Raw genomic sequence first — 26,822 nt, 5'->3', positions numbered from 1 at the left:
AAAGCAAAAAGTAACAGATGGTTGGGTAATTGAAATAATAAAATCGTGGCTGACCATGGGAGTCATGAAAGATGGAGAATATATACCCACAGAAAGAGGTAGTTAAAGAAATTATTACAGAAAAACTAAAAAACAGCTCTCCGTATATCAGGTGTTTTTTTATCAGTTAATTTGTTGTATAATATAAATGAGAGATGAATAAGCTTAGTTAATTATTTTAGAAAATTAAATTTATTTATCTTTATTTTGAGCTGTTTAGTTTGAACTTAATTTAAGCTGGAGGTGAAATTAATGGTAGTTAAATGTGCTGCTTTACTGCCTCATCCGCCGATTATTGTTGAACAAATTGGTGGCCATGAACTTAAAAAAGCTAATAAAACTGTTGAGGGTTTTAAAAAGACAGTTTCTCAGCTGGCTGACTATCAGAATGAGCTTGACTTAGTTATTTTTGTTACACCACATGGACCTGTATTTCGTTCTACAGCATCACTAATTATTAAAAAGACACTTGCTGGTGATTTTAGTGAGTTCGGTCACTCGAAGATTAAATTTAGTGAAAAGTCAGATATCGAATTTGCTGAAAAATTAATAGCCAGAGCTAGAGAAAAACAATTATCACTGCAGCCGCTTCGAACAAAAGATTTAAATAATTATGGAATAGATCAGGAATTAGACCATGGAATTATGGTTCCCCTGCATTATTTCAAAAAATTTGATATTAAATTACCTATTCTGCCTTTGTCAATTGGTTTTATTTCTTATCAAGAGCTATATAAAATTGGTCAGGAGATTGCAAAAACAGCAGATAAACTTGATTATAAGATAGCTGTGATTGCCAGTGGTGATTTATCCCATCGTTTAAAAAAGGGAGCACCTGCTGGTTTTAATTCAGAAGCCCATATTTTTGATGAGAGGTTAATTCAGCATTTTAAGGAACAGAATTTCAAATCTATTTTAAATTTTGATTCTGAATTAGTTAAGAAAGCTGGAGAATGTGGTTTAAGACCTATTGTAACTATGCTGGGGGCATTGGATGGATTGAATGTAAAAACCAGTGTAAACTCCTATGAAGGCCCTTTTGGTGTTGGTTATGGTACTGTATTTATAGATGTAAAATAAATCTTAAAAAACTATGGAGGAGTGGTAATAGTGAATCAGGAAAAATTTATTACTGATTTAGCAAGAAGAGCAGTCGAGGAATATATTATTAAGGGAAAACAAATTGAAATTGATGAAAATGAACTTCCAGAAATATTAAAAAAACAAGCTGGTGTGTTTGTTACTTTAAAGAAAAACAATAAGCTGCGGGGGTGTATGGGAACTTTTAAGTCAGTTCAAAAAAATGCTGCTTATGAAATCATTAGTAATGCTATGACTGCTGCTGAAAATGATCCTAGATTCCCGGAGGTTAATAAAGAAGAACTAAATGAAATTAAATTTTCAGTTGATATATTATCAGAGCCAGAACAGGTAAGAGATAAAACAGAATTAGATCCTAAGAAATATGGTGTTTTAGTAAAAGGTGGTCATCAAACAGGCTTATTACTACCAGATTTAGATGGAATTGATACCGCAGAGGAACAGCTAAACATTGCTAAGAGAAAGGCTGGCTTAAATCAAGATAGCAATGTTGAAATTTATCGCTTTCAAGTAAGAAGGTTTGAGGAAAATGACTAAAGATTATCCTGCTAAATTTTATAATTTAGCAGGGAATTTCATTCGGTGTGAGCTATGTCCACATGAATGTAAAATTAGTGAATCAAAAACAGGAATTTGTCAGGTTAGAAAAAATATTTCAGGAAAGTTGTATTCTTTGAATTATGGTGAAATATCGTCTATAGCTGTTGATCCTATTGAAAAAAAACCTCTTTATCATTTTCATCCGGGGGCGGAAGTTCTTTCTTTTGGTAGTTGGGGTTGTAATTTAAGCTGTCAATTCTGTCAAAACTGGCAGATTAGCCAGCAAAAACCACTTTTAAAAGATTATTCTCCTCAGGAAATTGTTGATAAAGCAGTGGAAAGAGAAATAAATTATATTGCTTATACCTACTCTGAGCCAATAGTATTTTATGAATATATGCTTGAAACAGCTAGAATAGCTCGAGAAAATGGAATAAAAAATATAATTATTAGTAATGGCTTTATTAATGAAGAACCTTTAAAAGCGCTTATTCCGCTTCTAGATGCTGCCAACATTGATTTGAAGGCATTTACAGATGATTTTTACCGGGATTATTGTAGTGGTGGATTGGAAAGTGTAAAAAAGACTATAAGCTTATTAGCTAAAGAAGTCCATTTAGAAATTACAACTTTAATTATAAGTGATTTAAATGATGATTTAGCAGAATTAACAGAGCTTTTTAAATGGATTGCTGACCTTAATGATGAAATACCACTTCATTTGAGTAGATATCATCCAGCTTATAAATTAAAAAATCCTCCTACTAATTTAGAATTAATGAAAAAAGCTTATAAAAAAGCAAAAAAATATCTGCAGCATGTATATTTAGGTAATGCAATTATTGAAAATACAGCAGACACATTTTGTAGTAATTGTGGAGAACCATTAATTAAAAGAAAAGCATATAATATTGAAAATAGGATGGAAGAAAATTGCTGTAGTAATTGTGGAGAAATAATTTATGGACAATTTAATAACTATTAATAATTTATTACTGGCAAATATAATAATTTATCTAATAATTTTTAATTTTATTTAAATGATATCTTGACAGCAAATATTGCTGCTGCTATACTCTAGTTAAGCTCATATGATTTTATAAGACTAAAAAAAGGGCGGCCTTTGGCCGGCCTTTTTTCTAAATTAAGATACTTTAAATATACATGAATTCAAAACCATAGATAAAAACTATATAAAGAGTTAAAAAATAACTATAAAATATAATTGAAGTAAATAAGTTATAATCTGTAATTATATAAAGGTAATTACTTATTATAACTGAGATGAAAATCATCAAAATAAAAGCTGGATTAAATTCTAAGAATAATAATGAAGCAAATAGGGCGCTTAATATTACAGCTATAAATGATGGTAGATATAAATCAAACAATGAAAAGATCACTTTGTTAAATATAAACTGTTCTACACTAGCTGTAAAAAGTAGTGTTATAAAAATAATAACAAGTAGTGGTAAATCACTATATAAGATCTGGAAAAAATTTTCTCTTAATTGAAGCGGAAAAAAACTGCTGTTTATTTTAGTTTGCAAATTAAGATTAATTAAAATTACTCCTGCTGTTAAAATAGAAGAGATAGTAAATAGAGCAGTTAAATTTATTTTTTTTAATTTAAAATCAAAACCTAAATCTGAAAGGCTAAAATCATAAAGTAGATTAAAGTAACTATATATTATAATCAAAAAAACAAAATGCGAAAGAACATTAATTGAAAAACTTAAAAGTTCATTAATATAAATTAATGAGGCAAAATCATTTTCACTAATATAATAGCTGCTTAAAGTTATAAAATACCAGCTTAAGATAACAATAAAAAAATCTTTATAATTTAGGCGCTGATCAGAGAAAATATTATTTTTCAAATTATCACCTCCTTTCTCCTATTTCTATTAAAAATTTAAGAATCCTTTAAATTATTATTTTTTTGAATAGATTAGATAAAATAAGAAGGTTTTAACCCCGGTTTTGCCGAATATTTAAGGTAGAGGTGATAAAATTGTCATGGAAAGTTATAACTAGTCTATTAGATATATTTATAATTGCTTTCATTATTTATTATTTATTAAATATTATTTCAGGAACAAGAGCAGTACAGTTAATTAAAGGGTTGGGCTTGATTTTTGTAGTAGCATTAGTGGCTCAGCTTTTACAATTGAACACTGTAAACTGGTTTTTGGATAGTTTTTTAACAATTATTATGGTAGCCCTACCAATTGTTTTTCAGCCTGAATTGAGAAGGGCTCTCGAACAAATCGGAAGAGGTGGGTTTTTGAAAGAACAATTTTGGCAGAATTGGGGTCCAAAAGAAATTAATGAAATTGTTCTGGCAGTGTCTGAAATGTCTGAGCAAAAAATTGGTGCTTTAATTGTAATTTCACGCAGGGTTGGTTTGAAAAATTATATTGAGACTGGAATAATGCTAAATTCTGAAATATCTAAGCAGCTTTTATATAGTGTTTTTCAACATGAATCACCATTACATGATGGTGCTTTAATAATTGAAAATGGTAGAATTAGAGCTGCAAGCTGTTTTTTGAATCTTTCTACCCGTTCTGATATCAATCCTCGTCTTGGAACAAGACACAGGGCAGCTATTGGAATTACTGAGGAATCCGATGCATTAGCTCTGGTGGTTTCTGAAGAAACCGGGGTTATTTCGTTTGCTGAAGATGGTCAGTTAAGCCGTCATCTTGATAAGACTGAGCTGCGTGAGAAATTATCTCAGAGCTTCGGAAAATCAAGAGAAAAATCATTTGTGAGGAGGCATCTATAAATGTTTTCTCTAAGCGAAAATCAAAAAAAAATAATTTTAGCCTTCTTAATTGCTGTTTTACTTTGGGGTTATGCCAGCAATCAAACAGCAAATATTTTTAACTTTGGTGAAGAACAGGCAGCTTCATTTTTAATAGATATTAAAGTTAGAAATTTAGCTGATAACTATCAATTAGAATCAATGTCTGTTGATCGAGCAGTTGTAAGAGTTGATTATGTATCTTATTTTTCTCAAATAAAAAAGGAAGACATAACAGCTTATGTAGATTTGCGTAATGTAGATCCAGGTGATAACATGAAAATAATTGAGGTTGAACTTCCAAGTTCTGCACGATTAATGGGAGTTGATCCGGGTTATTTATTAGTTAATGTAAGTCAAAAAGATAATTAAGTCTAAATCAAATAGAGGTGGATAATTTGGAAAAAAGATTATTTGGTACTGATGGAGTACGAGGAGTAGCTAATCACGAATTAAAGGGTGAGTTAGCTTTTAAATTAGGAAGAATTGGCGGTTATTTTTTGAGCCAAAATTATAAAGTTAAAAGACCAGTAGTATTAATTGGTAAGGATACCAGGCTTTCTGGGGATATGTTAGAGGCTGCTTTAATGGCAGGTTTGACTTCAGTTGGGATTGATGTTTATCGTTTGGGTATTATTCCAACTCCAGGTGTTTGTTATTTAAGCAGAATTAAAAATGTAGTGGGAGGGATTATGATTTCTGCATCTCATAATCCAACTGCTGACAATGGAATTAAATTTTTTGATAATAATGGAATTAAATTAACTGATGAAGCAGAATTGGAAATAGAAAAGCTAATATTTAATGATCATTCTGAAGAGCTGCCTTATCCAATTGATAATGAAATTGGACTGGTAGAAGAAAAATATGATTGGATAGACGAATATATTAATTTTATTATAGATAGTGCTGAGCATAAGTTGGATGGCTTAAAGATTGTCGTCGATTGTGCAAATGGTGCTGCTTACCAGGCTTCTCCGTCTGTGTTTAAAGCTTTAGGTGCTGAGGTTTATATAATTAATAACCATCCAAATGGTGAAGAAATTAATGTTAACTGTGGTTCGACTGCACCGGAATTAGCAGCTGAAAAAGTTATTGAAATGGGAGCAGACCTTGGAGTTGCTCATGATGGAGATGCCGATAGAGTTATTTTAATTGATGAAAAGGGGGAAATTGTAGAAGGTGACAATATTATGGCTGTTGCTGCTAGAGCTATGATAGAAGAAAATAAGTTAAACAAAAAAACTGTTGTTACAACTAAATATAGTAATTTAGGTCTAAAAGAAAGTTTAGCAGAAGTGGATGCTGATCTGGTAATTACTAGAAATGGGGACCGTTATGTTTTAGCTGAAATGCTTAAGAATGATTATAAATTAGGTGGAGAAAAATCCGGACATATTATTTTTAGCGAATACAATACAACAGGTGATGGAATTTTAACTGCAGTTAAAATTGCTTCCATAATTAAAAAGAAAAATAAATCTCTATCTGAATTGAAAAAAGTAATGAGTTATTGGCCCCAAATTCTGGTTAATATAGAAGTTAACCAAAAAGAAGGCTGGGAAAAAAATTCTAAAATAAGTTCTGAAATTGAAGCAGCAGAAACAGAAATATCCAAATCAGGACGTGTTTTTGTTAGAGCTTCAGGTACTGAGCCTTTAATTAGAGTAATGCTTGAAGGTAAGGATAAAGAACTTCTGGATAAATGGGAAAATAAATTAACTGAAATAATTAGTTCTGAATTAAATTAATGATTTGCTATTTTCGGTAATTTATAATAATATTATATCTGTGTTTATTTAAATTGTTGTGAAGTTAATATTTATGTTAAGATCAAATTTTGAATGGGAAAATTATTCGAAGATTATTTGAAGTTTGAATTAAATTGAAGGAGGTGATTGAAAAATAAAAAAACAAAAGCGCCAGAACCCAATTAGAACGGAATCTTAATTGGGTGGACGAGGAAGAGGGTTATCGAAATTTCGGCGGATGCCTTCAGGCAGCAGCTATTCTGCCTTAAGTTTATTTCTCAAAATCAGTGGGTAATTGCTGAGACAAAGGAAATAAATAATAGCTGACAATTAAATATTAATAATAAAACGGAGGTTAAGATAATATATGTGTGGAATTGTTGGTTATATAGGAGATAAAAAAGCAGCCCCAATACTTCTTGCTGGACTTAAAAAGTTGGAATATAGAGGATATGATTCAGCTGGGATCGCTGTTCAGGAGAAAAAGGCTGTTAAAATTGTTAAAAAAGAAGGTAAATTAGATAAACTGAAATCACGTACAGAAGAAGAAGTTTTTTATGGAAGAACTGGAATTGGACACACTAGATGGGCTACTCATGGTCGACCATCTGATATAAACTCCCATCCTCATACAGATTCTTTTTCTGAAATTGTAATAGTACATAATGGTATTATTGAAAACTTTAGAGAATTAAAAGAAGAATTATCAGCTGCGGGTCATCAATTTAAGTCTGAAACTGATACGGAGGTAGTTGCTCATTTAATCTCTACTTATTATGATGATGATTTAAGGACTGCAGTTAATAAAACTGTTGAGAGACTAGAAGGATCTTTTGCTCTGGCTGTCATGTCGAGACAGGAGAAAGATAAAATTATTGCTGTTCGTAAAGACAGTCCGCTGATTATTGGTTTAGGTGAAAATGAGAATTTTTTAGCTTCTGATATTCCAGCTTATCTTGAACATACTGATAATTTCTATATCCTCGAGGATGGAGAAATTGCTGATATTAGAAAAGATAAAGTTAATATTTATAAATTCAATGGGGACTTAATTGTTAATAAAAACAAGACAAAGATCAGCTGGGATGCCGAAATGGCTGAAAAGCAGGGATATCAGCATTTTATGTTAAAAGAAATCCATGAGCAGCCCGAATCCTTAAAAAGATTACTTGAAGATAATTTAAATGGCGGTCAGATCGACTTAACTGCTAGTGGTCTTGCTGAAGATTGGCTGGATAATTATGATAAGATTCATATTGTTGCCTGTGGTACTGCTTATCATTCTGGGGCACTTGCTAAATATCTGCTGGAAGATAAATTGAGAATTCCAGTAGAAGTTGAAGTTGCAAGTGAATATCGTTATCGGAACCCAATTGTGGATGCTGGGACTTTGATGATTGTTGTGAGCCAATCAGGAGAAACTGCCGATACTTTAGCAGCTTTAAGATTAGCAAAGAAAAAAGGAGCCTCAGTTTTAGCTTTGACTAATTCCAGGGACAGCAGCATTGCTCGGGAATCTGATATGGTAATTTATTTGAAAGCTGGCCCGGAAATTGCTGTTGCTTCAACAAAAGCTTATACAAATATGGTAGCAGCTTTCTATCTTTTATTAGTAGATGGAATGAGGCAGAGAGATAATATTAGTGATCAAATTACAGCTGAATATACTTCTGATTTAATTAAGCTGCCGGAAATGATTCGCAAGCTGAGCGAACAGAGTAAAGAACAAATTCAGGCTATTGCTAATAATTATGAAGATAAGGAAAATATTTTCTTTATTGGCCGTAACACTGATTATACTTTGGCTTTAGAAGGAGCCTTAAAACTTAAAGAAATCTCCTATATTCATGCAGAGGCTTATCCTGCAGGAGAATTAAAGCATGGAACACTTGCTTTAATTGAAGAGGGAGTACCAGTTGTGGCTCTTGGAAGTAGAGCTGATATCTTTTCTAAACTATTTAGTAATTTAAAAGAAGTTAAGGCTAGAGGTGCTGAAACACTATTGATTACTGAGGAAAATCAAAAATTTGAAACTGAAAGTGTTGATCATTTAATTGAACTGCCAATTTTAAATAAGGATTTTGCTGGTTTATTGGCAATTATTCCTTTACAGCTTTTAGCATATTATACTGCCTTAAATTGTGGTGAAGATATTGATCAGCCAAGAAACTTAGCAAAGAGTGTAACAGTAGAATAAATGATATAAATAATTAGAAACCGAGTCTTTATAAAGACTCGGTTTTTTTGCATTTAACTCATAATTTTAATATAATTATTAAGAAGAGCAGTTTAGAGATTTCAGGAAACAGTAGAAAGGATAAATATGATTATTGGAATCGGAGTAGATATAGTTCAAAATAATCGGATTAAAGAGCTTATAAATAAATATGGGGATCGGTTTTTAGAAAAAATTTATACAGCAAAAGAAATTGAATACTGTCAGTCTAAAAATAGTTTTGTTGCTTCTTTTGCAGCAAGGTTTGCAGCTAAAGAAGCTGTCTTGAAAGCTTTAGGAACGGGAATGAGAAATAATAACTGGCATGAAATTGAAATTCTTAATAATGAACTTGGAAAACCTGAGGTTTTATTAAATAACAAAACTGCCAGTAGAGCGGAAAAAATTAAAGTAAGTTCAATTTTTATATCAATTTCACATGAAAAAGAATATAGTATTGCTCAAATCATTATGGAAGGAGAAAATTAAATGGAAGTTTTGACTCCAGCAATGATGACAAAATGTGACCAAGAAACAATAGAAGCAGGATATCCTGAAATTTTACTAATGGAATCAGCTGCTTTAGGTACGGCTAAGCTGGCGGACGAAGTTATAAAAAAAGAAATGATTTATAAAAAACGAGACAAGATAGAAATCACTATTTTGGTAGGCAAAGGGAATAATGGTGGAGATGGACTAGCTGCTGCCCGTATTTTAAAAAATTGGGGCTATAAGCCAAAAATAATTTTAAGCTCAAGCCGGGATGAGTTGAAAGGTGTTAATAAGAAGAACTTGGAACTTGCAGTTTTAAACAAAATAAAGATTTATCAATTTCCAGATTTAAAAAAAGAAAAATTCTTAACTGAAATAAATAATAGTGATTTAATTATTGATGCACTTTTAGGTACAGGAATTACTGGTGAACTTAGAGGAAATATCAAAAAAATTATTAATTTGATTAGTCAAGAAGCATATGATCATGTTTTAACGCTTGCTGTAGATATTCCTTCAGGAATTATTGGGAAGACAGGAAATACAGCAGGAGAGGCTTTAAAGGCTGATTATACAGCAACTATGGCTGCTTATAAAAGAGGTTTAATTTTATATCCAGGCAGAGACTATAGTGGTGAAGTTCAGGTTATTGATATTGGTATCCAAAAAGAAGCCATTGAAAAATATGGGGATGGACTGAAAATATTTAATCAGCAGGAAGCAAAAAAGTTGATTCCTTATAGGAAAAATTATGGACACAAAGGAGACTTTGGCAAAATTGCGGTATTGGCTGGGTCTAGAGGAATGACAGGTGCTCCTTTATTAACAACTAAATCAGCTTTAAAAAGCGGGTCAGGACTTGTTTATTTATTAATTAGCGAAGAAATAGAAGCCTTAACCAGCTCTCAACTAGAAGAATTAGTTGGTATTCCGCTTCCTTCTCAAAAGGGAATAATTGCTGAAAAAGCATTTGAAAAGATTAAACAGTTTTCAAAAAAAGTTGATCTTTTAGCTGTTGGCCCGGGGCTTGGTTCCAATACAGCTGTTCAAAAAATAATAAAAAATATTTTAGAACAGTTAAATATCCCGTTGGTTTTAGATGCAGATGCTTTAAATGTAATTAATGATTTAAAGCTTTTAAAAAATTACCAGGGAGAACTTATTTTAACACCACACCCTGGAGAAATGTCTAGATTGATTGGCTTAAATATTTCAGAAATAAATAATAATCGTTTGGAAATAGCAAGAGATTTTGCTAAAGAAAATAATCTCAGTTTAGTTTTAAAGGGGGCTGCAACAATAACTGCTGCTTCTGATGGTAGAACATATATTAACAGCAGCGGCTGTAATGGGATGGCAACTGCTGGAAGTGGTGATGTATTGACTGGTATAGTATCTTCTTTAAAAGCACAAGGTATGAATAGTTTTGAAGCTGCAGCTTTAGCAGTATATGTTCACGGTAGAGCAGGTGAATATGCAGCTGCTGCAGAAAGCAATTATGCTCTTACTGCAGGAGATATTATAGATAATTTAGCAGCAGTTTGGAATGAGTTAACTTGAAATTAGAAAATATAATAGATAAGTATGATTGAGTAAAATAAAATTATTTAAGGGGTAAATAATGATATTATCAGATAAAACAATCAAAAAAATGTTGGCAAATAAAGAGCTTATAATTGATCCTATAGATGATCTGCAAATTCAGCCTGCTTCGGTTGATATGAGGTTGGGAGATGACTTTTTAAAGGTAGATGAGAATTCCCTGCCGGTTATGACCTTAAATGATAAGGTTAATTATGAAGAAGTTAAGGGGAGTGAAATTATTATTCCACCTCATTCCTTTTTACTTGCAACTACTAAAGAATATATTAAGCTGCCAGATAATTTAACTGCTTTTGTAGAAGGAAGAAGTTCAATTGGTCGAATGGGCCTTTTTATTCAAAATGCAGGTTGGGTTGATCCTGGTTTTGAAGGTCAAATAACATTGGAATTATATAATGCTAATCGATTACCAATAAAATTGGAATCAGATCGTAGAATCTGCCAGCTTGTATTTGCTTTGATGGATAACAAAGCTGAGAATCCATATCGCGGAAAATATCAGGGACAAAAAAATACAGTAGGTACCAGAGTATTCAAAGATCCAGAAAACAAAAAAAGATAAAACTGGAGGTGTTGTTGTTGTGGTAACTTTAGTTATTTCAGATATTGACAAAAGTATTGGCCCAGGTGATATAGTAGGTGCTTTTATTAATGAAGCTGGGACTGAAAGTGATAACATTGGTAAGATTAATATAGATAAGAAAAACAAAATAGCAGAAGTTGAAGTTAATTGGGAATCTGCTTCTCAAATAATAGAGGCTATGGACAACAATCAAATTGGAGGAGTAAAAGTTCAGGTAGAAGTAAAGAATCCAGATGATTTGATTGACAAAAATATTATTAACTATTATAATAAATTTCATGAATTGGTTGAATTAGAAAGACAGGAAGAGATTGATCGACATAAACTAGAAATAAAATACTTATCCGCAAGAGAAAGGCAGGCAAAAGGAAGAACATTATTGGATCTTCACGGCAGAGATGACGGAACAACTTTTGGACACCGCCCTTTAGTTAAGTTTACTTCAAAATACAAGGGAGAAAGATTGGCTGAGACTCAAATTACACCTGGAGATTTAGTGATGATTAGTCTGAATAAACCTTTACATCCTAATAATCCAATAGGGACAGTAATAGAAAAAACTGCTTATTCAATAACAGCTGCTTTTGAGAGCCATCCACCTGAATTTATCTATAATAAGGGAGTAAGGTTGGATTTGTTTGTTAATGATACAAGTTTTCAGCGTATGTTTTCTGCCTTGGAAAAAATAAAACACCCTGAAAATGAATTACAAAAAAGAAAAAGAGATATTTTACTTGAACGAAAAAAACCAAAATTAAATGAGTGTTTAAGTCTGAGTTTGGATTGTTTAAATGAATCACAGTTAAATGCGGTAGAGAGTGCCTTGGCAGCTGAAGATCTATATTTAATTCAGGGGCCACCAGGAACTGGAAAAACTGTAACAGCAGTGGAATTAATTAATAAAGCTGTCAAAGATGGAATGAAAGTTCTAGCTGCAGCTGATTCCAATACAGCTGTCGATAATCTTTTAGAACTTTTAGCCGAAAAAGAGCTTAATGTGATTAGAATTGGACATCCAATTCGAGTTAATAGAAAATTAAGGGAGCATACTCTAGATGAGATTGTTTTAGAACATCAGGATTATCTTGAGGCGGAAAAATTAAGAGATGAAGTATCTGATTTGATCAACAAACAAGAATCATATATTTATCCTGGTGGTAAGTATAGGAGAGGGCTTTCAGATCAAGAAATAAAAAATTATGCCGAAAAAGATTTAGAACATCATGTTAGAGGTATTAGTCCTGAAGTTATTGAAGAAATGGCAGAATGGTTGGAGCTGCAGGCAAAAATTGATGAGTATTTCAAAGAAATTGAAAGCTTAGAAAATAAAGCTGTCGAGGAGTTATTAGATGAGGCTGATATTATATGTACTACAAACATTTCAGCTGGATCTGATCTTTTAGCAGATAGGGATTTTGATTTAAGTGTAATTGATGAAGCTACTCAGGCAACTCAACCAGCAGCTTTAATTCCCTATTTAAAGGCTGATAAAACTATTTTAATTGGTGATCATAAACAGCTGCCGCCTACAGTAGTTAACCAAAAAGCGGCTAAAAATGGTTTAAGTATTTCTCTGTTTGAAAGATTAATGGGCTCTTATCAGGAAAAATTAAGTTCTTTATTAAAAATCCAATATCGGATGAATCGAGAGCTTATGGGTTTTTCTAGTATATATTTCTATAACAATAGTTTAACTGCAGCTGAATCTGCAGCTGATCAAAAATTGAGTGATCTTGGAATTGAACTTGAAGTAGATGATTGTTTTACTAGTAAATCTTTAAAATCAGAATATCCATTAGTATTTTTAGATACGAAAGAAATGAAGGCTGATGAAAGATCATTTGAAGGATCTAATTCTTATGATAATCCGGTTGAATCTGAAATTGTACTAGATATATTAGATCGAGCAGTTAAATCTTTAATACCTGAAAATGATATTGCAGTTATTGCCCCCTATAAAGACCAAGTTGATTTAATTAATCAGCACAATAAATTTCAGAATGTAGAAATTGATACAGTAGATGCTTTTCAGGGGAGAGAAAAAGAAATGATTATTTTTTCTGCAGTCAGAAGTAATAATGATAATACTATTGGGTTTTTAAGAGATTTAAGACGTCTTAATGTTGCTTTAACCCGAGCAAAAAGGAAATTAATTTTTATTGGTGACAGCAGCACGATCTGCAGTCATAATGTTTATGCTAAACTTTTGAAATATATTAAAAAAACTGGGCTTTATTATAAATTATAGTCAAAAGCGTTATAAATTGGAGAAAATGCAGTTATAACAGTAAGCTTAGTCTCATTTTTTGATTGACACGTTATCTTATTTAAGATATAATTACATTATCTAAGAGGATTTTAAAATCATTTATAATGAGGTGGTCAGAAAGTGGAGAGACTGCGCCGAAAGAATAATTTTAGCAAAAGAGAAAAGGAAGAAATTGCTAAAAGAATGATCAAGGGCTATGAAAAAATATCTGCAGTAACTGATGATCGTGTTCAAGACTTTTCTCTACTTAAGGATGGGGCTAATTAGTCTCATCTTTTTTTCTTTTTTGGGATTATAATTTAATTGAAAATTTATATGTAGATGATATAATTAAGACAGTCTAAAACCAATGGAGGTGGGCATGTTGTTGGAAAACAGAAAAATAAGTATTGAACTTCCAGAATGTGTGTTAGAAGAAATAAAGAGCTATTGCAAAAACAATAATCAAAAAAGAAATGACTTTTTAATGCAGGCAATAAAATTTTATTTAAAAGAAATGAAAAAACAAGAGGTTCGCAATCATCTTCGTGATGGATATAAAAAAATGGCCGGTCTTAATCAGCAATTAGCTGATGAAGGATTATCAAGTGAATGTTATTCTTATCTATGTTATGAGCAGAGACTGGTGGAGTGTGAAAAAATTGAAAGTAAAAAGGGGTGATGTTTTTTACGCAAATTTAAATCCAGTTGTTGGTTCTGAACAAGGGGGAGTAAGACCTGTACTTGTTATACAAAATGACATTGGTAATAAATACAGTCCAACGGTAATAGTTGCTGCAATTACTTCCAGAATTAATAAAGCTAAGCTGCCTACACATGTTGAAATACCTGCTGATTATACTAATTTAGACAAAGATTCTGTTATTTTACTAGAACAAATTAGAACTCTTGATAAAAAAAGACTACAGCGTCATATTGCTCATTTAGGTGGGGATGTAATAGAAGATGTTAATCAGTCAATTGAAATAAGTTTAGGATTAATAGATTTATAAAATAATTATTTTTATTATTAAATTAATTTTTCTTGACAGTGTGAAAAAAATATCATATACTCTTAATGAGTAATTTTTTATTGATTAAAGTGAATTTTATCACTATATAGTATTTGTGGGAATATTTAACAAATTGCAATGATAACAGAAATGGGTTATTATTTAATTATGGAGGTTAATAATGAAACTAAAAACTGTCAAGAAGCTGTTAAACACAGAAACAATATTTGAAGATTGTGGAATTAATGATAATCATAATCTTGACTCAGCCTGTGGTGATGATCTTGAAATTAATAATGCCTGTGGTGCAGATTTAATGAGTGATGTATTAGCCTTTTCTAATCAAAAAACATTATTGCTTACAGGATTAACTAATCCTCAAGTTGTCCGTACAGCTGATATGGTAGAAATTAAGGTGATTATCTTTGTTAGAGGCAAGGAGCCACAAATCGAAACTATATCTTTAGCAAATCAATTAAATATTTGTCTTTATTCTACTGATAAATCTTTATTTGAAGCCTGTGGTCTATTATATAAAAATGGAATTGGCCCAGAAGAGATGAATTATATAGAAGCCTCCAAATAATTTTCAGGAGTTGATTTGTTTTTTGAGAAAACAACAAATATTAAATAAAGAAATTGAAAGCTTTGATTTTCAAAGTGGAGGAGAGGCCTCCAGTAATTTGAAAAATATTCTACGCAAATTAGGAGTTTCAGCTCAAATTGTTCGTAAGACTGCAATTGTCACCTATGAATTAGAAATGAATGTTGTGATTCATTCTCTAGGAGGGGAAATCACGGCTCTGATATCTGAAGACGAATTGGAAATAAGGGTTGATGATGATGGCCCAGGTATAGCAGATCTTGACAAAGCTTTTACAGCTGGTTATTCTACAGCTAGTGATGAAATTCGAGAGATGGGTTTTGGAGCTGGAATGGGTTTAGTTAATGTTAAAAGATATGCAGATCAAATTGATGTAAAATCCTCCCTGGGGGAAGGCACACACGTAAAAGTAATAATAAAACTATCAAGTTAAAGCTAAAGAATTGCTGCAGGAGGTTAATAATGACCAAAAATCATTCTGTGCTGTTAAAAGAAGATAAATGTGAAGGATGTACAAATTGTGTTAAAGGATGTCCAACGAAAGCCATCAGAGTTCATCAGGGTAAGGCCTGGATTAAAGAGGATTTATGTTTAGATTGTGCAGAATGTATTAGGGCCTGTGAGTATCATGCAAAATATACTAAAACAGATGAACTGACTCAAATAGTTGAATCTAACTATCCTATTTTATTAATACCTCCAAGTTTTTATAGTCAGTTTACTGAAAATACATCTGCAGCTAAAATAAAAAAAGCAATTTTAAATTTAGGTTTTAAAGCTGTATTTGATGTAGCAGAGGCAGCAGCTGCTCTATCACGTAAAACACTTGATTTTTTAAATAATAATCCAGGCAGCTTTATTTCTAGTTCTTGTCCTGTAATTGTAAGGTTAATAAAATTGCAGTTTCCAGACTTAATTGAGATGTTGATTCCTTTAAAATCTCCAGTTGAACTGATGGCGGAAAAACTTGAAAAAAAATTTAAAGAAGAGAAGAATATAAATCCTGATATTTTCTTTTTGACTCCCTGCCCTGCGAAATTAACAACTGTAAAAAGAGCTATTGGACAGAAAGAGAGCTTTTTAAGTGGAGCAATTGGAGTTGAAAATATTTATAAAAAAATATATGAGTCTTTAGAAAATATTAAACTAGAACAGCCCGAAACTGAAATTATAACTTTGGCTACAATTTGGGGAAGTGAAGGTGGAGAACAATCTATTTTGCAATCCTGGCAGGACATAAACACTTTAAGTGTTTCAGGAATTAAAGAAGTTAAAAAATTACTTAACGAAATAGAAAGAAATAATATAGCTGAATCTATTAAATATTTTGAATTAACTTCCTGTCTTGATGGCTGTATTGGCGGAGTATTAAATGTCATTAATCCTTTTCAGGCGAAATTCAACTTAGAACAAAGGATTAAAAAAATCAAAGAAATTTCTAAAAATCAGAAACTAGAATTAAATATATCTGATGATGAATACTATAATTTTGCGCTTCCAGATGAAATTACTGCTGACGACATTTCTAAACTAGATCACGATTTTAAAATAGCTATGCAAAAATTAGAGCAGCTGCAAAAAGAAATTGAAATTTTACCTGGTTTAGACTGTGCAGCCTGTGGGGCACCTGATTGCAAAACTTTTGCTGAGGATATTGTTAATGGCCGTGCTGTTAGAGTTGACTGTATTTTTATGTTAAGACAGCAGTTAGGTGAATTGGCAGATGAACTTTCAAATCTAGCAAATGAACTTCCGCCTGTAATGGCATCTAAAAAGGAGGAAACAGATGACAGTTAAAGAACTGGTAGATTTATTTAATTTGGAAATAGTTGCCGGCCCAAATTTAGAAAAAGAAATTGATGGTGTTTACATTGGTGATCTTTTAAGTAATGTAATGGCAAGAGCAGAAAAAGATAATCTCTGGTTAACAGTCCAGGGACATCAAAATGTTGTTGCAGTTGCTTTATTAGTTGAGCTATCTGCTGTTATTTTAGTAGAAGATTTTGAATATGAGGAAAATTCAGTTCAAAGGGCCTGTCAAAAAGGTGTTAATCTTTTAAAAACAAAAAAGAAAAGTTATGATTTGGCCTGTAAATTTTGTGAAAGCGAAATATAAATGATTAAGTTAAAAGCTGATCTTCATTTACATTCTGTTTTATCTCCCTGTGGTGATTTGTTAATGACTCCAGCTGAGATAATTAAGAAGGCCAAAAAAGAAAAGATAGATGTACTGGCTCTAACAGATCATAATAGTGCTGAAAATGTAGAGGTTTTACAGTATTATGCTGAACAGTACAATTTAAAAATTATTCCTGCAATGGAGGCTGAAACAAAAGAAGAAATTCACATTTTATGTTATTTTCCTGACATGAAAAGTCTGCTGAATTGGCAGGAAATTATATATAATAATCTTTCTGATCAAGAAAATGATGAAGATTTTTTTGGAGCACAAATAAAATGTGGTTATGATGATGAATATCAGAGCAAAATTAAATATCTGCTTGCAGCTTCTGTAAATTTAAGTTTAGAGAAAGTTGTGGAAAAAGTAAAAGAATTGGGAGGAATTGCTGTACCTTCACATTTAGATAGGAAGCACAGCATTATTTCTCAGTTAGGGTTTATACCACCTGAGCTTAGCTTTATAACTGTGGAAATATCTAAAAATACTGAGCCTAAAAGTTTTTTGAGACAATTTCCAAACTTTAATAAATTTCAGTTTATGCAGAATTCTGATAGTCATTATCTTAAAGAAATTAAAGCATATCAAAATTTGATAGTAGAAAAATTTTCTTTTTCAGAATTCAAAAAAGCTGTAGAGAAAAAAGATGGTAGAAAAATTGAATTAATTAAAACTTAATTTTCAAGGAGGTAATTATTGATGGCAGAAATGACAAAAGAAAAATTAGATGAATATTTAAAACCACTGACAGAAATTTTATCAAGATATGAAAAAAAAGAAAGATATCTGATACCTGTTTTACAGGAAGCACAGGAAGAGTATGGTTATTTACCAGAAGAAGTCATGAAAGAAATAGCACTGGGCTTAAATTTATCTTTGAGTCAAGTTTATGGTGTTGTAACATTTTACAGTCAATTCCACCAAGAACCAAGAGGCAACAATATAATTAGAGTTTGTATGGGAACAGCTTGTCATGTTCGCGGTGGCGATGGTATTTTGGATGCGATTAAAGATGAGTTGGCAATTGAAGCAGGAGAAACTACAGAAGACTTAGAATTTACGTTAGAATCTGTAGCCTGTATTGGAGCCTGTGGTTTAGCACCGGTCATTATGATTAATGATGATACACATGGTCGTTTAACTCCTGATAAAATTCCGGCAATTTTAGCAAAGTATCAATAAAATGAGGGAATTATCTCTTCATATTTTAGATATAATTGAAAATTCTAGAAGGGCTGGTTCTGATTTAATTAAAATAAAAATTTCAGAAATGCCTGATGAAGATCTATTAAAAATCGTTATTGAAGATAATGGTAGTGGGATTAGTGAAGAGAAATTAGATAAGATTGATGATCCATTTATCACCTCAAGAACAACTAGAGAAGTAGGTCTTGGTATTTCGTTATTTAAATCAGCAGCAGAAAGCTGTAATGGAAATTTAAATATAAAATCCAAAATTGGAGAAGGAACAAAGGTTGAAGCCAATTTTGATTATAATCATATTGATCGAGCCCCGTTGGGGGATATTACCACAACTATTAGCAATTTTATAGCTGCTAATGGGGAAAAAGTTGATATTATTTATCAGCATCAATATCAGGATAAGAGTTTTAATTTTGATACTAGAGAAATTAAAGCTGAATTAGATGATGTATCTATTCAATCCAGACAAATAATTGGCTGGTTAAGAGAATATATTGGAGAAAATTTAGCGGAAATCCGCGGAGGTGAAGCATTTTAATGAAATCTTTAGCAGAATTAAAGGAATTAAGAAATAAAGTACAGAAGGAAATGAAAAAACGTGATCAGGGAACAAAAGCAGAAATTATTGTTGGAATGGGAACCTGTGGTATTGCAGCAGGTGCCAGAGATATTTTAAAGGCTGTTTTAGCAGAAATTGAAAAAAGAGATCTGGATGTTAGAGTAACTCAGACCGGATGTATCGGTATGTGTGAAAAAGAACCTCTGATCGATGTTAAACTTCCTGGTAAAGAGAAAATCACTTATGGTAATTTAAGTGAAGCTGATGTACAAAAGATTATTTCAGAACATGTAGTTAATGGAAGTGTAGTTACAGATCTAGTAATCGCTAGACATAAATAAGAATAATAAAGGAGGCACTTGTAAATGAAGGATACTATTTATCGTTCCCATGTATTAATTTGTACAGGAACAGGTTGTGTATCATCTGGAGCTAAGACTATTAAAGAATCTTTAGAAGAGGAATTAGCTGCAAATGATTTAACTAATGAAATAAAAATTGTAGAAACTGGATGTCATGGATTTTGTGAAAAAGGACCAATCATGATAGTTTATCCAGAAGGTGTATTTTACTGTCAGGTACAGTCAGATGATGTAGCAGAAATTGTGGAAGAACATCTTTTAAAAGGTAGAACAGTTGAAAGATTACTTTTTAAAGAGCCAATGACCGAAGAACAAATTCCTTCTTATCAGGATATAGATTTTTATAAAAAACAGCAGCGGATCGCTTTAGCCAATTGTGGTCAAATTGATCCAGAAGATATAAATGAATATATTGCTCTGGGAGGATATGAAGCAGCAGGAAAAGTTTTAACTGAAATGGACCCTCAGGAAGTTGTAGATACTATCAAAGATTCCGGTCTGCGCGGCCGCGGTGGTGGAGGTTTTCCAACAGGTTTAAAATGGCAGTTTGCTAAAAACTCTGAGGGAGATAAAAAATATATTATCTGTAATGCAGATGAGGGAGATCCAGGAGCTTTCATGGACCGCAGTATTTTAGAAGGAGACCCACATCGAATTATAGAAGGAATGTTAGTTGGAGCTTATGCAATTGGGGCAGATGAAGGATATGTTTATGTTAGAGCAGAATATCCACTGGCAATTAAACGTCTCCAAAAAGCTATTGAAGATGCTGAAGAATATGGCTTGTTGGGTGACGATATTTTCAGCAGTGGATTTAATTTTAAACTTCAGATTAAAAAAGGTGCTGGAGCTTTTGTCTGTGGTGAAGAGACAGCTTTAATGAATTCTATTGAGGGTAAAAGAGGGATGCCTACACCAAGACCTCCTTATCCTGCAGTAAAAGGGTTATGGGGTAAACCAACAAATATCAATAATGCAGAAACATTTGCAAATATTCCCTATATTATTAACGAAGGAGCAGAAAGTTTTTCTGCAATTGGTACTGAAGGTAGTTCTGGGACAAAGGTTTTTGCTTTAACCGGTAAAATTAATAATACTGGTCTGGTAGAAGTTCCAATGGGAACCACTATAAAAGAAGTTATTTTTGAAATTGGTGGTGGAATTACTGAAGGTAAGAAGTTTAAAGCAATTCAGACTGGTGGTCCATCTGGCGGTTGTTTAACCGAAGATTATTTAGATCTGCCAATTGATTATGATTCTTTACTGGAAGCCGGCGCAATGATGGGTTCTGGTGGTATGGTTGTAATGGATGAGGATTCCTGTATGGTTGATGTTGCCAGATTTTTCTTAAACTTTACTGAGAGTGAATCCTGCGGTAAATGCACACCCTGTCGTGAAGGTACAAAAAGAATGCTGGAGATTTTAAATAGAATTACATCAGGTGAAGGTAAAGATGGAGATATTGAGTTATTATTAGAATTAGGAGATCATATTAAGAACACAGCACTTTGTGGTCTTGGTCAAACAGCTCCTAATCCAGTTTTAAGTACAGTTAGATATTTTAGGGATGAATATGAAGCACATATTCATGATCATAACTGTCCTGCTGGTGTTTGTACTGATTTAGTCGACGCTTATGTAATTGATGAAGAAGCCTGTATTGGCTGTGGAAAATGTGCTAAAGTATGTCCGGTAGATGCAATAAGTGGAGAAATTAAGAGTCCATTTACAATAGATGCTGATGTTTGTATTGCCTGTGGAGCCTGTGAGCCAGAATGTCCTGTAGACGCAATTTCACAGGGATAAACTCTTATAATAGGAGGGAAATTAATGAGTAAAGTTAAAATAACAATAGATGAACAGACTGTAGAAGTTGAAGAAAATAGTACTTTATTAGAAGCAGCAAAAAAAATTGGTATAGATATTCCTACTTTATGTTATCATCCTGATTTAAGCCTGCATGGTGCCTGTAGGGTGTGTGTTGTTGAAGACGAAAAAAGTGGAAGTTTATTAGCATCCTGTGCTACACCTGTAAATGAAGGAATGCAGATTAATACAAGAAGTATGAAGGCTCGAAAAGCAAGAAGAAGAAATGTAGAATTATTGTTAGCAAATCATCCTAATGATTGTTTAGGTTGTGATCGTAATGGTTACTGTGAATTACAGGATTTAACTTATGAGCTGGGAATCCAATCTAAGGACGTAGAAAGAATTGCTGGAGAGCAGAGCGAATATGAGTTAGATACAACCGGTCCGGCTTTAAAAAGAGATCCCAACAAGTGTATTTTATGTGGCCGTTGTGTCCGTATCTGTGAGGAAGTTCAGGGAGTTTCTGCTCTGCAGTTTACACAGCGTGGTTTTGATTCAATAGTAACCACAGCTTTTGATCTACCACAGGCTGAAATTAACTGTGTTAATTGCGGCCAGTGTGCAACTGTTTGTCCTGTTGGAGCAATTACTGAATTAAGTGAAATAGAGAAGGTTTGGGCTGCTTTGGAAGATGACAGCAAACATGTTTTAGTTCAGACCGCACCTTCAATACAGGCAACTCTGGGTGAAGAATTTGAGATGGAAACCGGAACAGTAGTTACTGGTAAAATGGTAGCAGCCTTAAGAAGAATGGGTTTTGATAAAGTTTTCTCTACAGATTTTGGCGCTGACTTAACTATTTTGGAGGAAGGTAGTGAATTTTTAAAGAAATTAAATGGTGAAGGAGAATTACCTCACATTACTTCCTGCTGTCCAGGTTGGGTTAAAGGTGCTGAACATAATTTTCCAGATCTGCTTAAACATTTATCATCCGCGAAATCACCAATGCAGATGTTTTCTGCTTTAAGTAAAACTTATTATCCCGATCAGACTGGAGTTGATCCAGAAACCATTTATACAGTAGCTGTGATGCCCTGTACAGCCAAAAAGTTTGAAAAAGATAGAGAAGAAATTAATGGTTCTGATTTTAAGGATACAGATGCTGTCTTAACCACTAGAGAATTTGCCAGAATGATTAAAGAAATGGGCATTAATTTCACTGCACTTCCAGACGAAGATTTTGATGAGTTAATGGGTGAATCAACTGGTGCAGGGACCATTTTTGGTACTACTGGTGGAGTTGCAGAAGCAGCAGTAAGAACCGTAAAGGAAAAATTAACCGGAGAGCCTCTGGAGAGATTGAATTTAGGTTTTAGAGGTATAAATCGAGCTGAGGTAAGAATTGGAGATAGAATTGTAAAAGTAGGTATTGCCAATGGTTTTAAAAATGCTCAAAAACTTTTAGAAAGAGTTAGAGCTGGTGAATGCGATTTAGATTTTATCGAGATTATGGCTTGTCCTCATGGTTGTGTTGGTGGTGGTGGTCAGCCTCGTCCAGCTACAAATGAGAAGAAAGAAAAACGAGCTCAAGGATTAGCTAGTATTGATGATACAAGTAAAATTCGTAAATCACATGAAAATCCACAGATAATGAAATTATATGATGAATTCTTAGGTGAACCACTAGGTGGAGAATCACATCATTTATTACACACCAAGTATAAAGCAAGACCTAAAAATTAAAGACAACTAAAGTTAAGGCGGTTCAATCTATCATAGATTGAACCGCCGTTTTTATATTCGAGGGGAAAATGATAGAAATTAATGCAACAACTAGATTATCTTGACAATATAACTTAACCTGAGTATAATTAAAACTAGAAGCAATATTCTAAAAATTTGAAATAATTAACAAGAGTACTAGTTAAAGTCTTATTAATAATTTATTATTTGAAATTATTTTAAATATATTGCGTTTAAATCAAAAGGGAGGTAGATTTAATTGAAAAATGTATTTTCTCAATTACAGCGTATTGGAAAGTCTTTAATGCTTCCGATTGCAGTTTTACCTGCAGCTGCTCTATTATTACGGCTCGGAGCAGGAGATGTATTTGACATTCCATTTGTAATGGCAGCTGGCTCAGCAATATTTGACAATCTTGCTTTATTATTTGGAATTGGAGTTGCTGTTGGTATTGCCCATGATAGTTCTGGCTCAGCTGGCCTTGCTGGTGCTGTCGGTTATCTTGTAATTACCAATGGAACTCAAGCTATTAATTCTGACATTAACATGGGAGTTTTAGCTGGAATTATTGGTGGTTTGGTGGCTGGAGCTTTATATAATAGATACCATGATATTCAACTGCCAGACTTTTTAGGATTTTTTGGTGGTCGTCGATTTGTACCAATAATTACAGGTGCTGCTGCTGTTGTTTTAGCAGGTGTTTTTGGTTTTATTTGGCCTCCAATTCAGGATGCTATTCAGTCAGCTGGACAGTGGATCATTGATGCCGGAGCAGTTGGTGTTTTTGTTTATGGATTCTTAAATCGATTATTAATACCGCTGGGACTTCATCATGTTATTAATAGTTTTATTTGGTTTGTATTTGGTGAATTTACTACTGCAGCAGGTGAAGTAGTGACTGGTGATTTATCTAGGTTTTTTGCTGGAGATCCTTCGGCTGGATTTTTTATGTCCGGATTCTTTCCGATGATGATGTTTGGATTACCTGCAGCAGCTTTAGCAATGTATCATTCTGCTAAACCGGAAAATAAAGCAGCAGTTTCCGGTATTTTCTTAAGTGTTGGTTTGACTTCATTTTTAACTGGAATTACTGAGCCAATTGAATTTTCTTTTATGTTTTTAGCGCCGGTATTATACTTTATTCATGCTGTTTTAACTGGTTTATCTTTAGTAGTAACTTATATTTTAGGAATTCAGCATGGGTTTGGATTTTCAGCTGGAGCAATTGACTATTTCTTAAACTATGGACTTGCCACAAGGCCAATAATGATTATTCCAATTGGTATTGCATTTTTTGCAATTTATTATTTCTTATTTCGTTTTGCAATTGAAAAGTTTAATATTCCAACTCCCGGACGTTTAGACGCCGAAACTGCTGATGCTGGTGTTAGTGTAATGCCAGAAACACAGCAGCAAAAAAATGGTGCATCGAAATCTGAGTCAGATAGTATAGGGAAGTCAAAGGCTTATATTGAAGCACTAGGTGGTAAAGATAATATTAAGAGACTAGAGGCTTGTATTACACGGCTTCGTTTAGAAGTCGAAGACAGCTCTATTATAGACGAAAAAGCTCTGCAAAAACTTGGTGCTACGGGTGTTTTAAAAGCAAATAAAAATAATGCCCAGGTGGTAGTTGGAACTAAAGCTGAAATGATTGCTGATGATATTAATGCAGAATTAAAAAAGATGAAAGAATAATTAATCAAATTCAGCCGGAGTTTTAAAGCTCCGGCTGAAAATTTATACAAAATATTTATTATATGAAAGGAAATTTAAAATGGTTAAACGAATACTAAGTTCCAGCAGTTCTGAGTTACTAAACTATAGTAAAGAAGAATTACTGCAGGCAATAAAATTATCTGAAGGAAGAACTATTATTTCAGAAGTAATTGGAAAAGATTCTTTGTTTAAAGATGTGAGCAATGCTGAAGTTGCAGCAGCTTTTGGAGCTGATATTTTACTTTTAAATTTATTTGATCTTGAACAGGCAAAATTCAAAAACATAGCAAAGGAGACAGTTTTTGAAATAGTTAAAGAAATAAAAAAATTATGTGGTCGTCCTTTAGCAATTAACCTAGAACCGGTTAGTACAGATGAACTTCAATCTGAACATTTTATAGAATTAAGTTCTGGCCGCAAAGCAACTTTAAGTAATATAGAAAAGGCTGTCAAAGCAGGTTTTAATATGATAACTTTTACTGGAAATCCTTCGGTTGGTGTTAGTAACCAGGCAATTATTGAAGCAGTTAAAGTTGCTGATCAAAATTTTGGTGATCAAATAATTATAACAGCTGGGAAAATGCATATGTCAGGTATAAATGAAGATTATCTAGCGGCGAAATATATTGATTCTTTAATTTCTGCAGGCACAGATATAATTTTATTACCTGCTCCTGGAACAGTCCCAGGAATTGATTTGAATTCACTTAAAGAAATAATTAAATTAATTCACAATCGTGGTAAACTGTCTTTAACTGCAATTGGTACTTCACAGGAAAGTTCTGATCAGCAGACAATAAGAGATATTGCTATGATGAGTAAGATGGCAGGGGCTGATATTCAGCATATCGGAGATGCCGGATATGCAGGAATAGCTTTACCTGAAAATATTTTAACTTTATCTAAAACAATTCGAGGAAAAAGACATACCTATCGCCGGATGGCACTTTCAATTAATCGATAAATCTGATAAAATTGTCTAAAATTATAAAAAAGTACTTGAAAAATTTAATAAATACTGTTATTATTAAAGAAATAAATAAAATTTAGAGTGTAACTGTTAAATCAGGCATGATCTAGAAGGGGATATCTTTAATTAATTTATATCTTTTTCTGGATTTTATTATTTTTAAATACATTTATTTTGCCAGTTATATCAATTGCTAGTTCTTTCAAGGAGGCTTATATGGCTGAATCTGAGAAATTTGTTATCAGAAAAATATTTAATAATAATGTTATTCTGGCAGAGAAAGCTTCTGCTGAAGGGGAATTAATCTTTGTTGGGAAAGGAATTGGTTTTTCTCACAAAGCTGGAGATCAAGTGCTTAAATCAGAACTTAAAATAGATAAAGAATTTGCTCCAATTGTTGGTGAGAAAAGAGAAAATTACATCCAACTTTTAGAAGAAGTAGACAGTAAAGTAATTGGAGTAACTGAAGAAATAATTGCAATGGTTAGTTCGGAGCTGGAAGAAGACTTGAATCAGCATATTAGAATTGGACTTACTGATCATATTGCATTTTCATTAAAAAGAATTAAAGATGGAATTGAAGTTGCGAATCCTTTTTTAGCTGAGACTAGGACCCTCTATAATGAGGAATATAGATTAGCTGAAAAAGCTGTCGAAATGCTTTCAGAACGCTTTGAATTAGAAATACCAGAAAGTGAAATTGGATTCATAACATTTCATATTCATGGAGCAAGAAATGAGAAAGGTCTTTCTAAGACTTTAAAAAATACAACAGTAATTAAAGAACTGGTAACAGAGGTGGAAAATGAATTAGGGCAAAAATTAAGTTATGAAAGCTTGAATTATGCTCGTTTAGTAAACCATTTGCGATTTGCTTTAGAAAGAATCGAAACAGATGCTTCAAACCCTAATCCACTTTTAGAAAATATTAAAGAAAATTTCAGTTTTTCTTTTGAAATAGCAGAAAAACTTGCTGAAATAATCGAAGAAAAGTTTAATTCAAAAGTACCTGAAGCTGAAAAGGGATACTTGGCACTGCACCTTCAGCGGTTAAAAAGAGATTTAAAATTATAATTTAAGTATAATAAAATATTTTGATTTGGCGTGTTACTGTTAAATCAGGCAAAAGCCGATTAGATAGAATTTTTAAAAACATTTTCTATCTAATCGGCTTTTTTTATATAAATGATTCTACCACAAAAAGCTTAAAAAATATAGCAATGAAACCATAATGTGTAAATTATTTTTATTAAAATCAGTGTTATTTTATAATATTAAAT

28 protein-coding genes are annotated in these 26,822 nt (G+C 32.5%); 27 read left to right on the top strand and 1 reads right to left on the bottom strand.

The genetic code is table 11. The annotated features are described in order from the left end of the window. Window positions 1-291: 291 nt before the first annotated feature. Genes amrB through amrS form a run of 3 tightly spaced genes read left to right on the top strand, consistent with a single transcriptional unit; the run spans window position 292 to window position 2,665 of the window. Complete coding sequence (amrB, locus tag C7954_RS11505; protein ID WP_089655135.1) at window positions 292-1,119, top strand: AmmeMemoRadiSam system protein B; 828 nt, start codon at window positions 292-294, stop codon at window positions 1,117-1,119. 30 nt (window positions 1,120-1,149) lie between these two features. After that, window positions 1,150-1,677: an AmmeMemoRadiSam system protein A gene (gene amrA, locus C7954_RS11500; RefSeq protein WP_073161044.1), complete on the top strand. Its 528-nt coding sequence runs from the start codon at window positions 1,150-1,152 to the stop codon at window positions 1,675-1,677. After that, window positions 1,670-2,665 (top strand): AmmeMemoRadiSam system radical SAM enzyme, encoded by a 996-nt coding sequence (gene amrS, locus C7954_RS11495; protein WP_073161045.1) that lies wholly within the window; start codon window positions 1,670-1,672, stop codon window positions 2,663-2,665. The genes amrA and amrS overlap by 8 nt, the downstream gene beginning before the upstream one ends. A gap of 169 nt (window positions 2,666-2,834) precedes the next feature. On the opposite strand, the gene C7954_RS11490 is transcribed toward amrS, so the two are convergent. Then, complete coding sequence (locus tag C7954_RS11490) at window positions 2,835-3,560, bottom strand: CPBP family glutamic-type intramembrane protease (RefSeq protein WP_073161047.1); 726 nt, start codon at window positions 3,558-3,560, stop codon at window positions 2,835-2,837. A 134-nt stretch (window positions 3,561-3,694) separates the two neighbouring features. On the opposite strand from C7954_RS11490, the gene cdaA reads away from it, so the two are divergent. From cdaA to glcT, 24 genes are all read left to right on the top strand, one after another. Beyond that, window positions 3,695-4,471 (top strand): diadenylate cyclase CdaA, encoded by a 777-nt coding sequence (gene cdaA / locus C7954_RS11485; RefSeq protein WP_073161048.1) that lies wholly within the window; start codon window positions 3,695-3,697, stop codon window positions 4,469-4,471. After that, window positions 4,472-4,861: a YbbR-like domain-containing protein gene (locus C7954_RS11480; RefSeq protein WP_073161050.1), complete on the top strand. Its 390-nt coding sequence runs from the start codon at window positions 4,472-4,474 to the stop codon at window positions 4,859-4,861. 26 nt (window positions 4,862-4,887) lie between these two features. Continuing rightward, window positions 4,888-6,240 carry a phosphoglucosamine mutase gene (gene glmM / locus C7954_RS11475; protein ID WP_073156791.1) on the top strand — a complete coding sequence of 451 codons (1,353 nt, stop codon included), beginning with the start codon at window positions 4,888-4,890 and terminating at the stop codon, window positions 6,238-6,240. 367 nt (window positions 6,241-6,607) lie between these two features. Further along, window positions 6,608-8,437, top strand: coding sequence for a glutamine--fructose-6-phosphate transaminase (isomerizing) (glmS, locus tag C7954_RS11470; RefSeq protein WP_073156794.1), 1,830 nt, complete (start codon window positions 6,608-6,610; stop codon window positions 8,435-8,437). A gap of 126 nt (window positions 8,438-8,563) precedes the next feature. After that, window positions 8,564-8,944, top strand: coding sequence for a holo-ACP synthase (acpS, locus tag C7954_RS11465; protein ID WP_073156796.1), 381 nt, complete (start codon window positions 8,564-8,566; stop codon window positions 8,942-8,944). Further along, window positions 8,945-10,507, top strand: a complete 1,563-nt coding sequence (locus C7954_RS11460; protein ID WP_089655136.1) for an NAD(P)H-hydrate dehydratase — start codon at window positions 8,945-8,947, stop codon at window positions 10,505-10,507. A 61-nt stretch (window positions 10,508-10,568) separates the two neighbouring features. Next, window positions 10,569-11,111, top strand: coding sequence for a dCTP deaminase (gene dcd, locus C7954_RS11455; protein ID WP_089655137.1), 543 nt, complete (start codon window positions 10,569-10,571; stop codon window positions 11,109-11,111). A 19-nt stretch (window positions 11,112-11,130) separates the two neighbouring features. After that, window positions 11,131-13,380: an IGHMBP2 family helicase gene (locus C7954_RS11450; protein ID WP_089655138.1), complete on the top strand. Its 2,250-nt coding sequence runs from the start codon at window positions 11,131-11,133 to the stop codon at window positions 13,378-13,380. A 141-nt stretch (window positions 13,381-13,521) separates the two neighbouring features. Then, complete coding sequence (locus C7954_RS13720) at window positions 13,522-13,668, top strand: hypothetical protein (RefSeq protein ID WP_166635209.1); 147 nt, start codon at window positions 13,522-13,524, stop codon at window positions 13,666-13,668. 100 nt (window positions 13,669-13,768) lie between these two features. Further along, window positions 13,769-14,062: a CopG family transcriptional regulator gene (locus C7954_RS11445; protein ID WP_371807017.1), complete on the top strand. Its 294-nt coding sequence runs from the start codon at window positions 13,769-13,771 to the stop codon at window positions 14,060-14,062. Next, window positions 14,043-14,393: a type II toxin-antitoxin system PemK/MazF family toxin gene (locus C7954_RS11440; protein ID WP_073156808.1), complete on the top strand. Its 351-nt coding sequence runs from the start codon at window positions 14,043-14,045 to the stop codon at window positions 14,391-14,393. The genes C7954_RS11445 and C7954_RS11440 overlap by 20 nt, the downstream gene beginning before the upstream one ends. Window positions 14,394-14,574: 181 nt before the next feature. Continuing rightward, a complete protein-coding gene (locus C7954_RS11435) occupies window positions 14,575-14,979 on the top strand; it encodes a hypothetical protein (protein WP_073156810.1) in 405 nt (134 codons plus the stop codon). 22 nt (window positions 14,980-15,001) lie between these two features. Further along, window positions 15,002-15,430 (top strand): ATP-binding protein, encoded by a 429-nt coding sequence (locus C7954_RS11430; protein ID WP_089716053.1) that lies wholly within the window; start codon window positions 15,002-15,004, stop codon window positions 15,428-15,430. A gap of 29 nt (window positions 15,431-15,459) precedes the next feature. Beyond that, window positions 15,460-16,794, top strand: a complete 1,335-nt coding sequence (locus tag C7954_RS11425; protein WP_089716054.1) for a [Fe-Fe] hydrogenase large subunit C-terminal domain-containing protein — start codon at window positions 15,460-15,462, stop codon at window positions 16,792-16,794. Then, window positions 16,784-17,113 (top strand): serine kinase, encoded by a 330-nt coding sequence (locus tag C7954_RS11420; protein ID WP_073156818.1) that lies wholly within the window; start codon window positions 16,784-16,786, stop codon window positions 17,111-17,113. Before C7954_RS11425 ends, C7954_RS11420 begins: the two co-directional genes overlap by 11 nt. After that, the gene (locus C7954_RS11415) at window positions 17,114-17,854 is read left to right on the top strand and encodes a PHP domain-containing protein (protein WP_081374505.1); all 741 of its coding nucleotides are present in this window, start codon (window positions 17,114-17,116) and stop codon (window positions 17,852-17,854) included. Window positions 17,855-17,875: 21 nt separating this feature from the next. After that, on the top strand, window positions 17,876-18,358 hold the full coding sequence (gene nuoE / locus C7954_RS11410) for an NADH-quinone oxidoreductase subunit NuoE (RefSeq protein ID WP_073156821.1): 483 nt from the start codon (window positions 17,876-17,878) through the stop codon (window positions 18,356-18,358). Between the two features lies 1 nt (window position 18,359). Beyond that, window positions 18,360-18,917, top strand: coding sequence for an ATP-binding protein (locus C7954_RS11405; protein WP_073156824.1), 558 nt, complete (start codon window positions 18,360-18,362; stop codon window positions 18,915-18,917). Further along, window positions 18,917-19,279: a (2Fe-2S) ferredoxin domain-containing protein gene (locus tag C7954_RS11400; protein WP_073156827.1), complete on the top strand. Its 363-nt coding sequence runs from the start codon at window positions 18,917-18,919 to the stop codon at window positions 19,277-19,279. Before C7954_RS11405 ends, C7954_RS11400 begins: the two co-directional genes overlap by 1 nt. A 24-nt stretch (window positions 19,280-19,303) precedes the next feature. Beyond that, complete coding sequence (nuoF, locus tag C7954_RS11395; protein ID WP_089716055.1) at window positions 19,304-21,106, top strand: NADH-quinone oxidoreductase subunit NuoF; 1,803 nt, start codon at window positions 19,304-19,306, stop codon at window positions 21,104-21,106. A 24-nt stretch (window positions 21,107-21,130) separates the two neighbouring features. Further along, window positions 21,131-22,852, top strand: a complete 1,722-nt coding sequence (locus tag C7954_RS11390; protein WP_089716056.1) for an NADH-dependent [FeFe] hydrogenase, group A6 — start codon at window positions 21,131-21,133, stop codon at window positions 22,850-22,852. Window positions 22,853-23,111: 259 nt separating this feature from the next. Next, on the top strand, window positions 23,112-24,551 hold the full coding sequence (gene nagE, locus C7954_RS11385; protein WP_089716057.1) for an N-acetylglucosamine-specific PTS transporter subunit IIBC: 1,440 nt from the start codon (window positions 23,112-23,114) through the stop codon (window positions 24,549-24,551). A gap of 79 nt (window positions 24,552-24,630) precedes the next feature. Next, complete coding sequence (locus tag C7954_RS11380; protein WP_073156840.1) at window positions 24,631-25,536, top strand: DUF7916 family protein; 906 nt, start codon at window positions 24,631-24,633, stop codon at window positions 25,534-25,536. A gap of 222 nt (window positions 25,537-25,758) precedes the next feature. After that, window positions 25,759-26,616, top strand: coding sequence for a glucose PTS transporter transcription antiterminator GlcT (gene glcT / locus C7954_RS11375; protein WP_073156843.1), 858 nt, complete (start codon window positions 25,759-25,761; stop codon window positions 26,614-26,616). Window positions 26,617-26,822 lie beyond the last annotated feature (206 nt).

The organism is Halanaerobium congolense, from assembly GCF_004366375.1.
In the GTDB taxonomy this organism is placed as follows: domain Bacteria; phylum Bacillota; class Halanaerobiia; order Halanaerobiales; family Halanaerobiaceae; genus Halanaerobium; species Halanaerobium congolense.
Note: the sequence above shows the minus strand (reverse complement) of the source record. Positions and strands in the feature narration are given on the sequence as shown.

Coding starts and splice junctions, on each gene's coding strand:
- amrS (WP_073161045.1), top strand. CDS start 1,670: ATGACTAAAGATTATCCTGCTAAATTTTATAATTTAGCAGGGAATTTC.
- C7954_RS11400 (WP_073156827.1), top strand. CDS start 18,917: ATGAAATCTTTAGCAGAATTAAAGGAATTAAGAAATAAAGTACAGAAG.
- amrB (WP_089655135.1), top strand. CDS start 292: ATGGTAGTTAAATGTGCTGCTTTACTGCCTCATCCGCCGATTATTGTT.
- C7954_RS11420 (WP_073156818.1), top strand. CDS start 16,784: ATGACAGTTAAAGAACTGGTAGATTTATTTAATTTGGAAATAGTTGCC.
- C7954_RS11390 (WP_089716056.1), top strand. CDS start 21,131: ATGAGTAAAGTTAAAATAACAATAGATGAACAGACTGTAGAAGTTGAA.
- C7954_RS11415 (WP_081374505.1), top strand. CDS start 17,114: ATGATTAAGTTAAAAGCTGATCTTCATTTACATTCTGTTTTATCTCCC.
- nuoF (WP_089716055.1), top strand. CDS start 19,304: ATGAAGGATACTATTTATCGTTCCCATGTATTAATTTGTACAGGAACA.
- C7954_RS11480 (WP_073161050.1), top strand. CDS start 4,472: ATGTTTTCTCTAAGCGAAAATCAAAAAAAAATAATTTTAGCCTTCTTA.
- dcd (WP_089655137.1), top strand. CDS start 10,569: ATGATATTATCAGATAAAACAATCAAAAAAATGTTGGCAAATAAAGAG.
- acpS (WP_073156796.1), top strand. CDS start 8,564: ATGATTATTGGAATCGGAGTAGATATAGTTCAAAATAATCGGATTAAA.
- C7954_RS11425 (WP_089716054.1), top strand. CDS start 15,460: ATGACCAAAAATCATTCTGTGCTGTTAAAAGAAGATAAATGTGAAGGA.
- glcT (WP_073156843.1), top strand. CDS start 25,759: ATGGCTGAATCTGAGAAATTTGTTATCAGAAAAATATTTAATAATAAT.
- C7954_RS11460 (WP_089655136.1), top strand. CDS start 8,945: ATGGAAGTTTTGACTCCAGCAATGATGACAAAATGTGACCAAGAAACA.
- C7954_RS11380 (WP_073156840.1), top strand. CDS start 24,631: ATGGTTAAACGAATACTAAGTTCCAGCAGTTCTGAGTTACTAAACTAT.
- nuoE (WP_073156821.1), top strand. CDS start 17,876: ATGGCAGAAATGACAAAAGAAAAATTAGATGAATATTTAAAACCACTG.
- glmS (WP_073156794.1), top strand. CDS start 6,608: ATGTGTGGAATTGTTGGTTATATAGGAGATAAAAAAGCAGCCCCAATA.
- C7954_RS11435 (WP_073156810.1), top strand. CDS start 14,575: ATGAAACTAAAAACTGTCAAGAAGCTGTTAAACACAGAAACAATATTT.
- C7954_RS11405 (WP_073156824.1), top strand. CDS start 18,360: ATGAGGGAATTATCTCTTCATATTTTAGATATAATTGAAAATTCTAGA.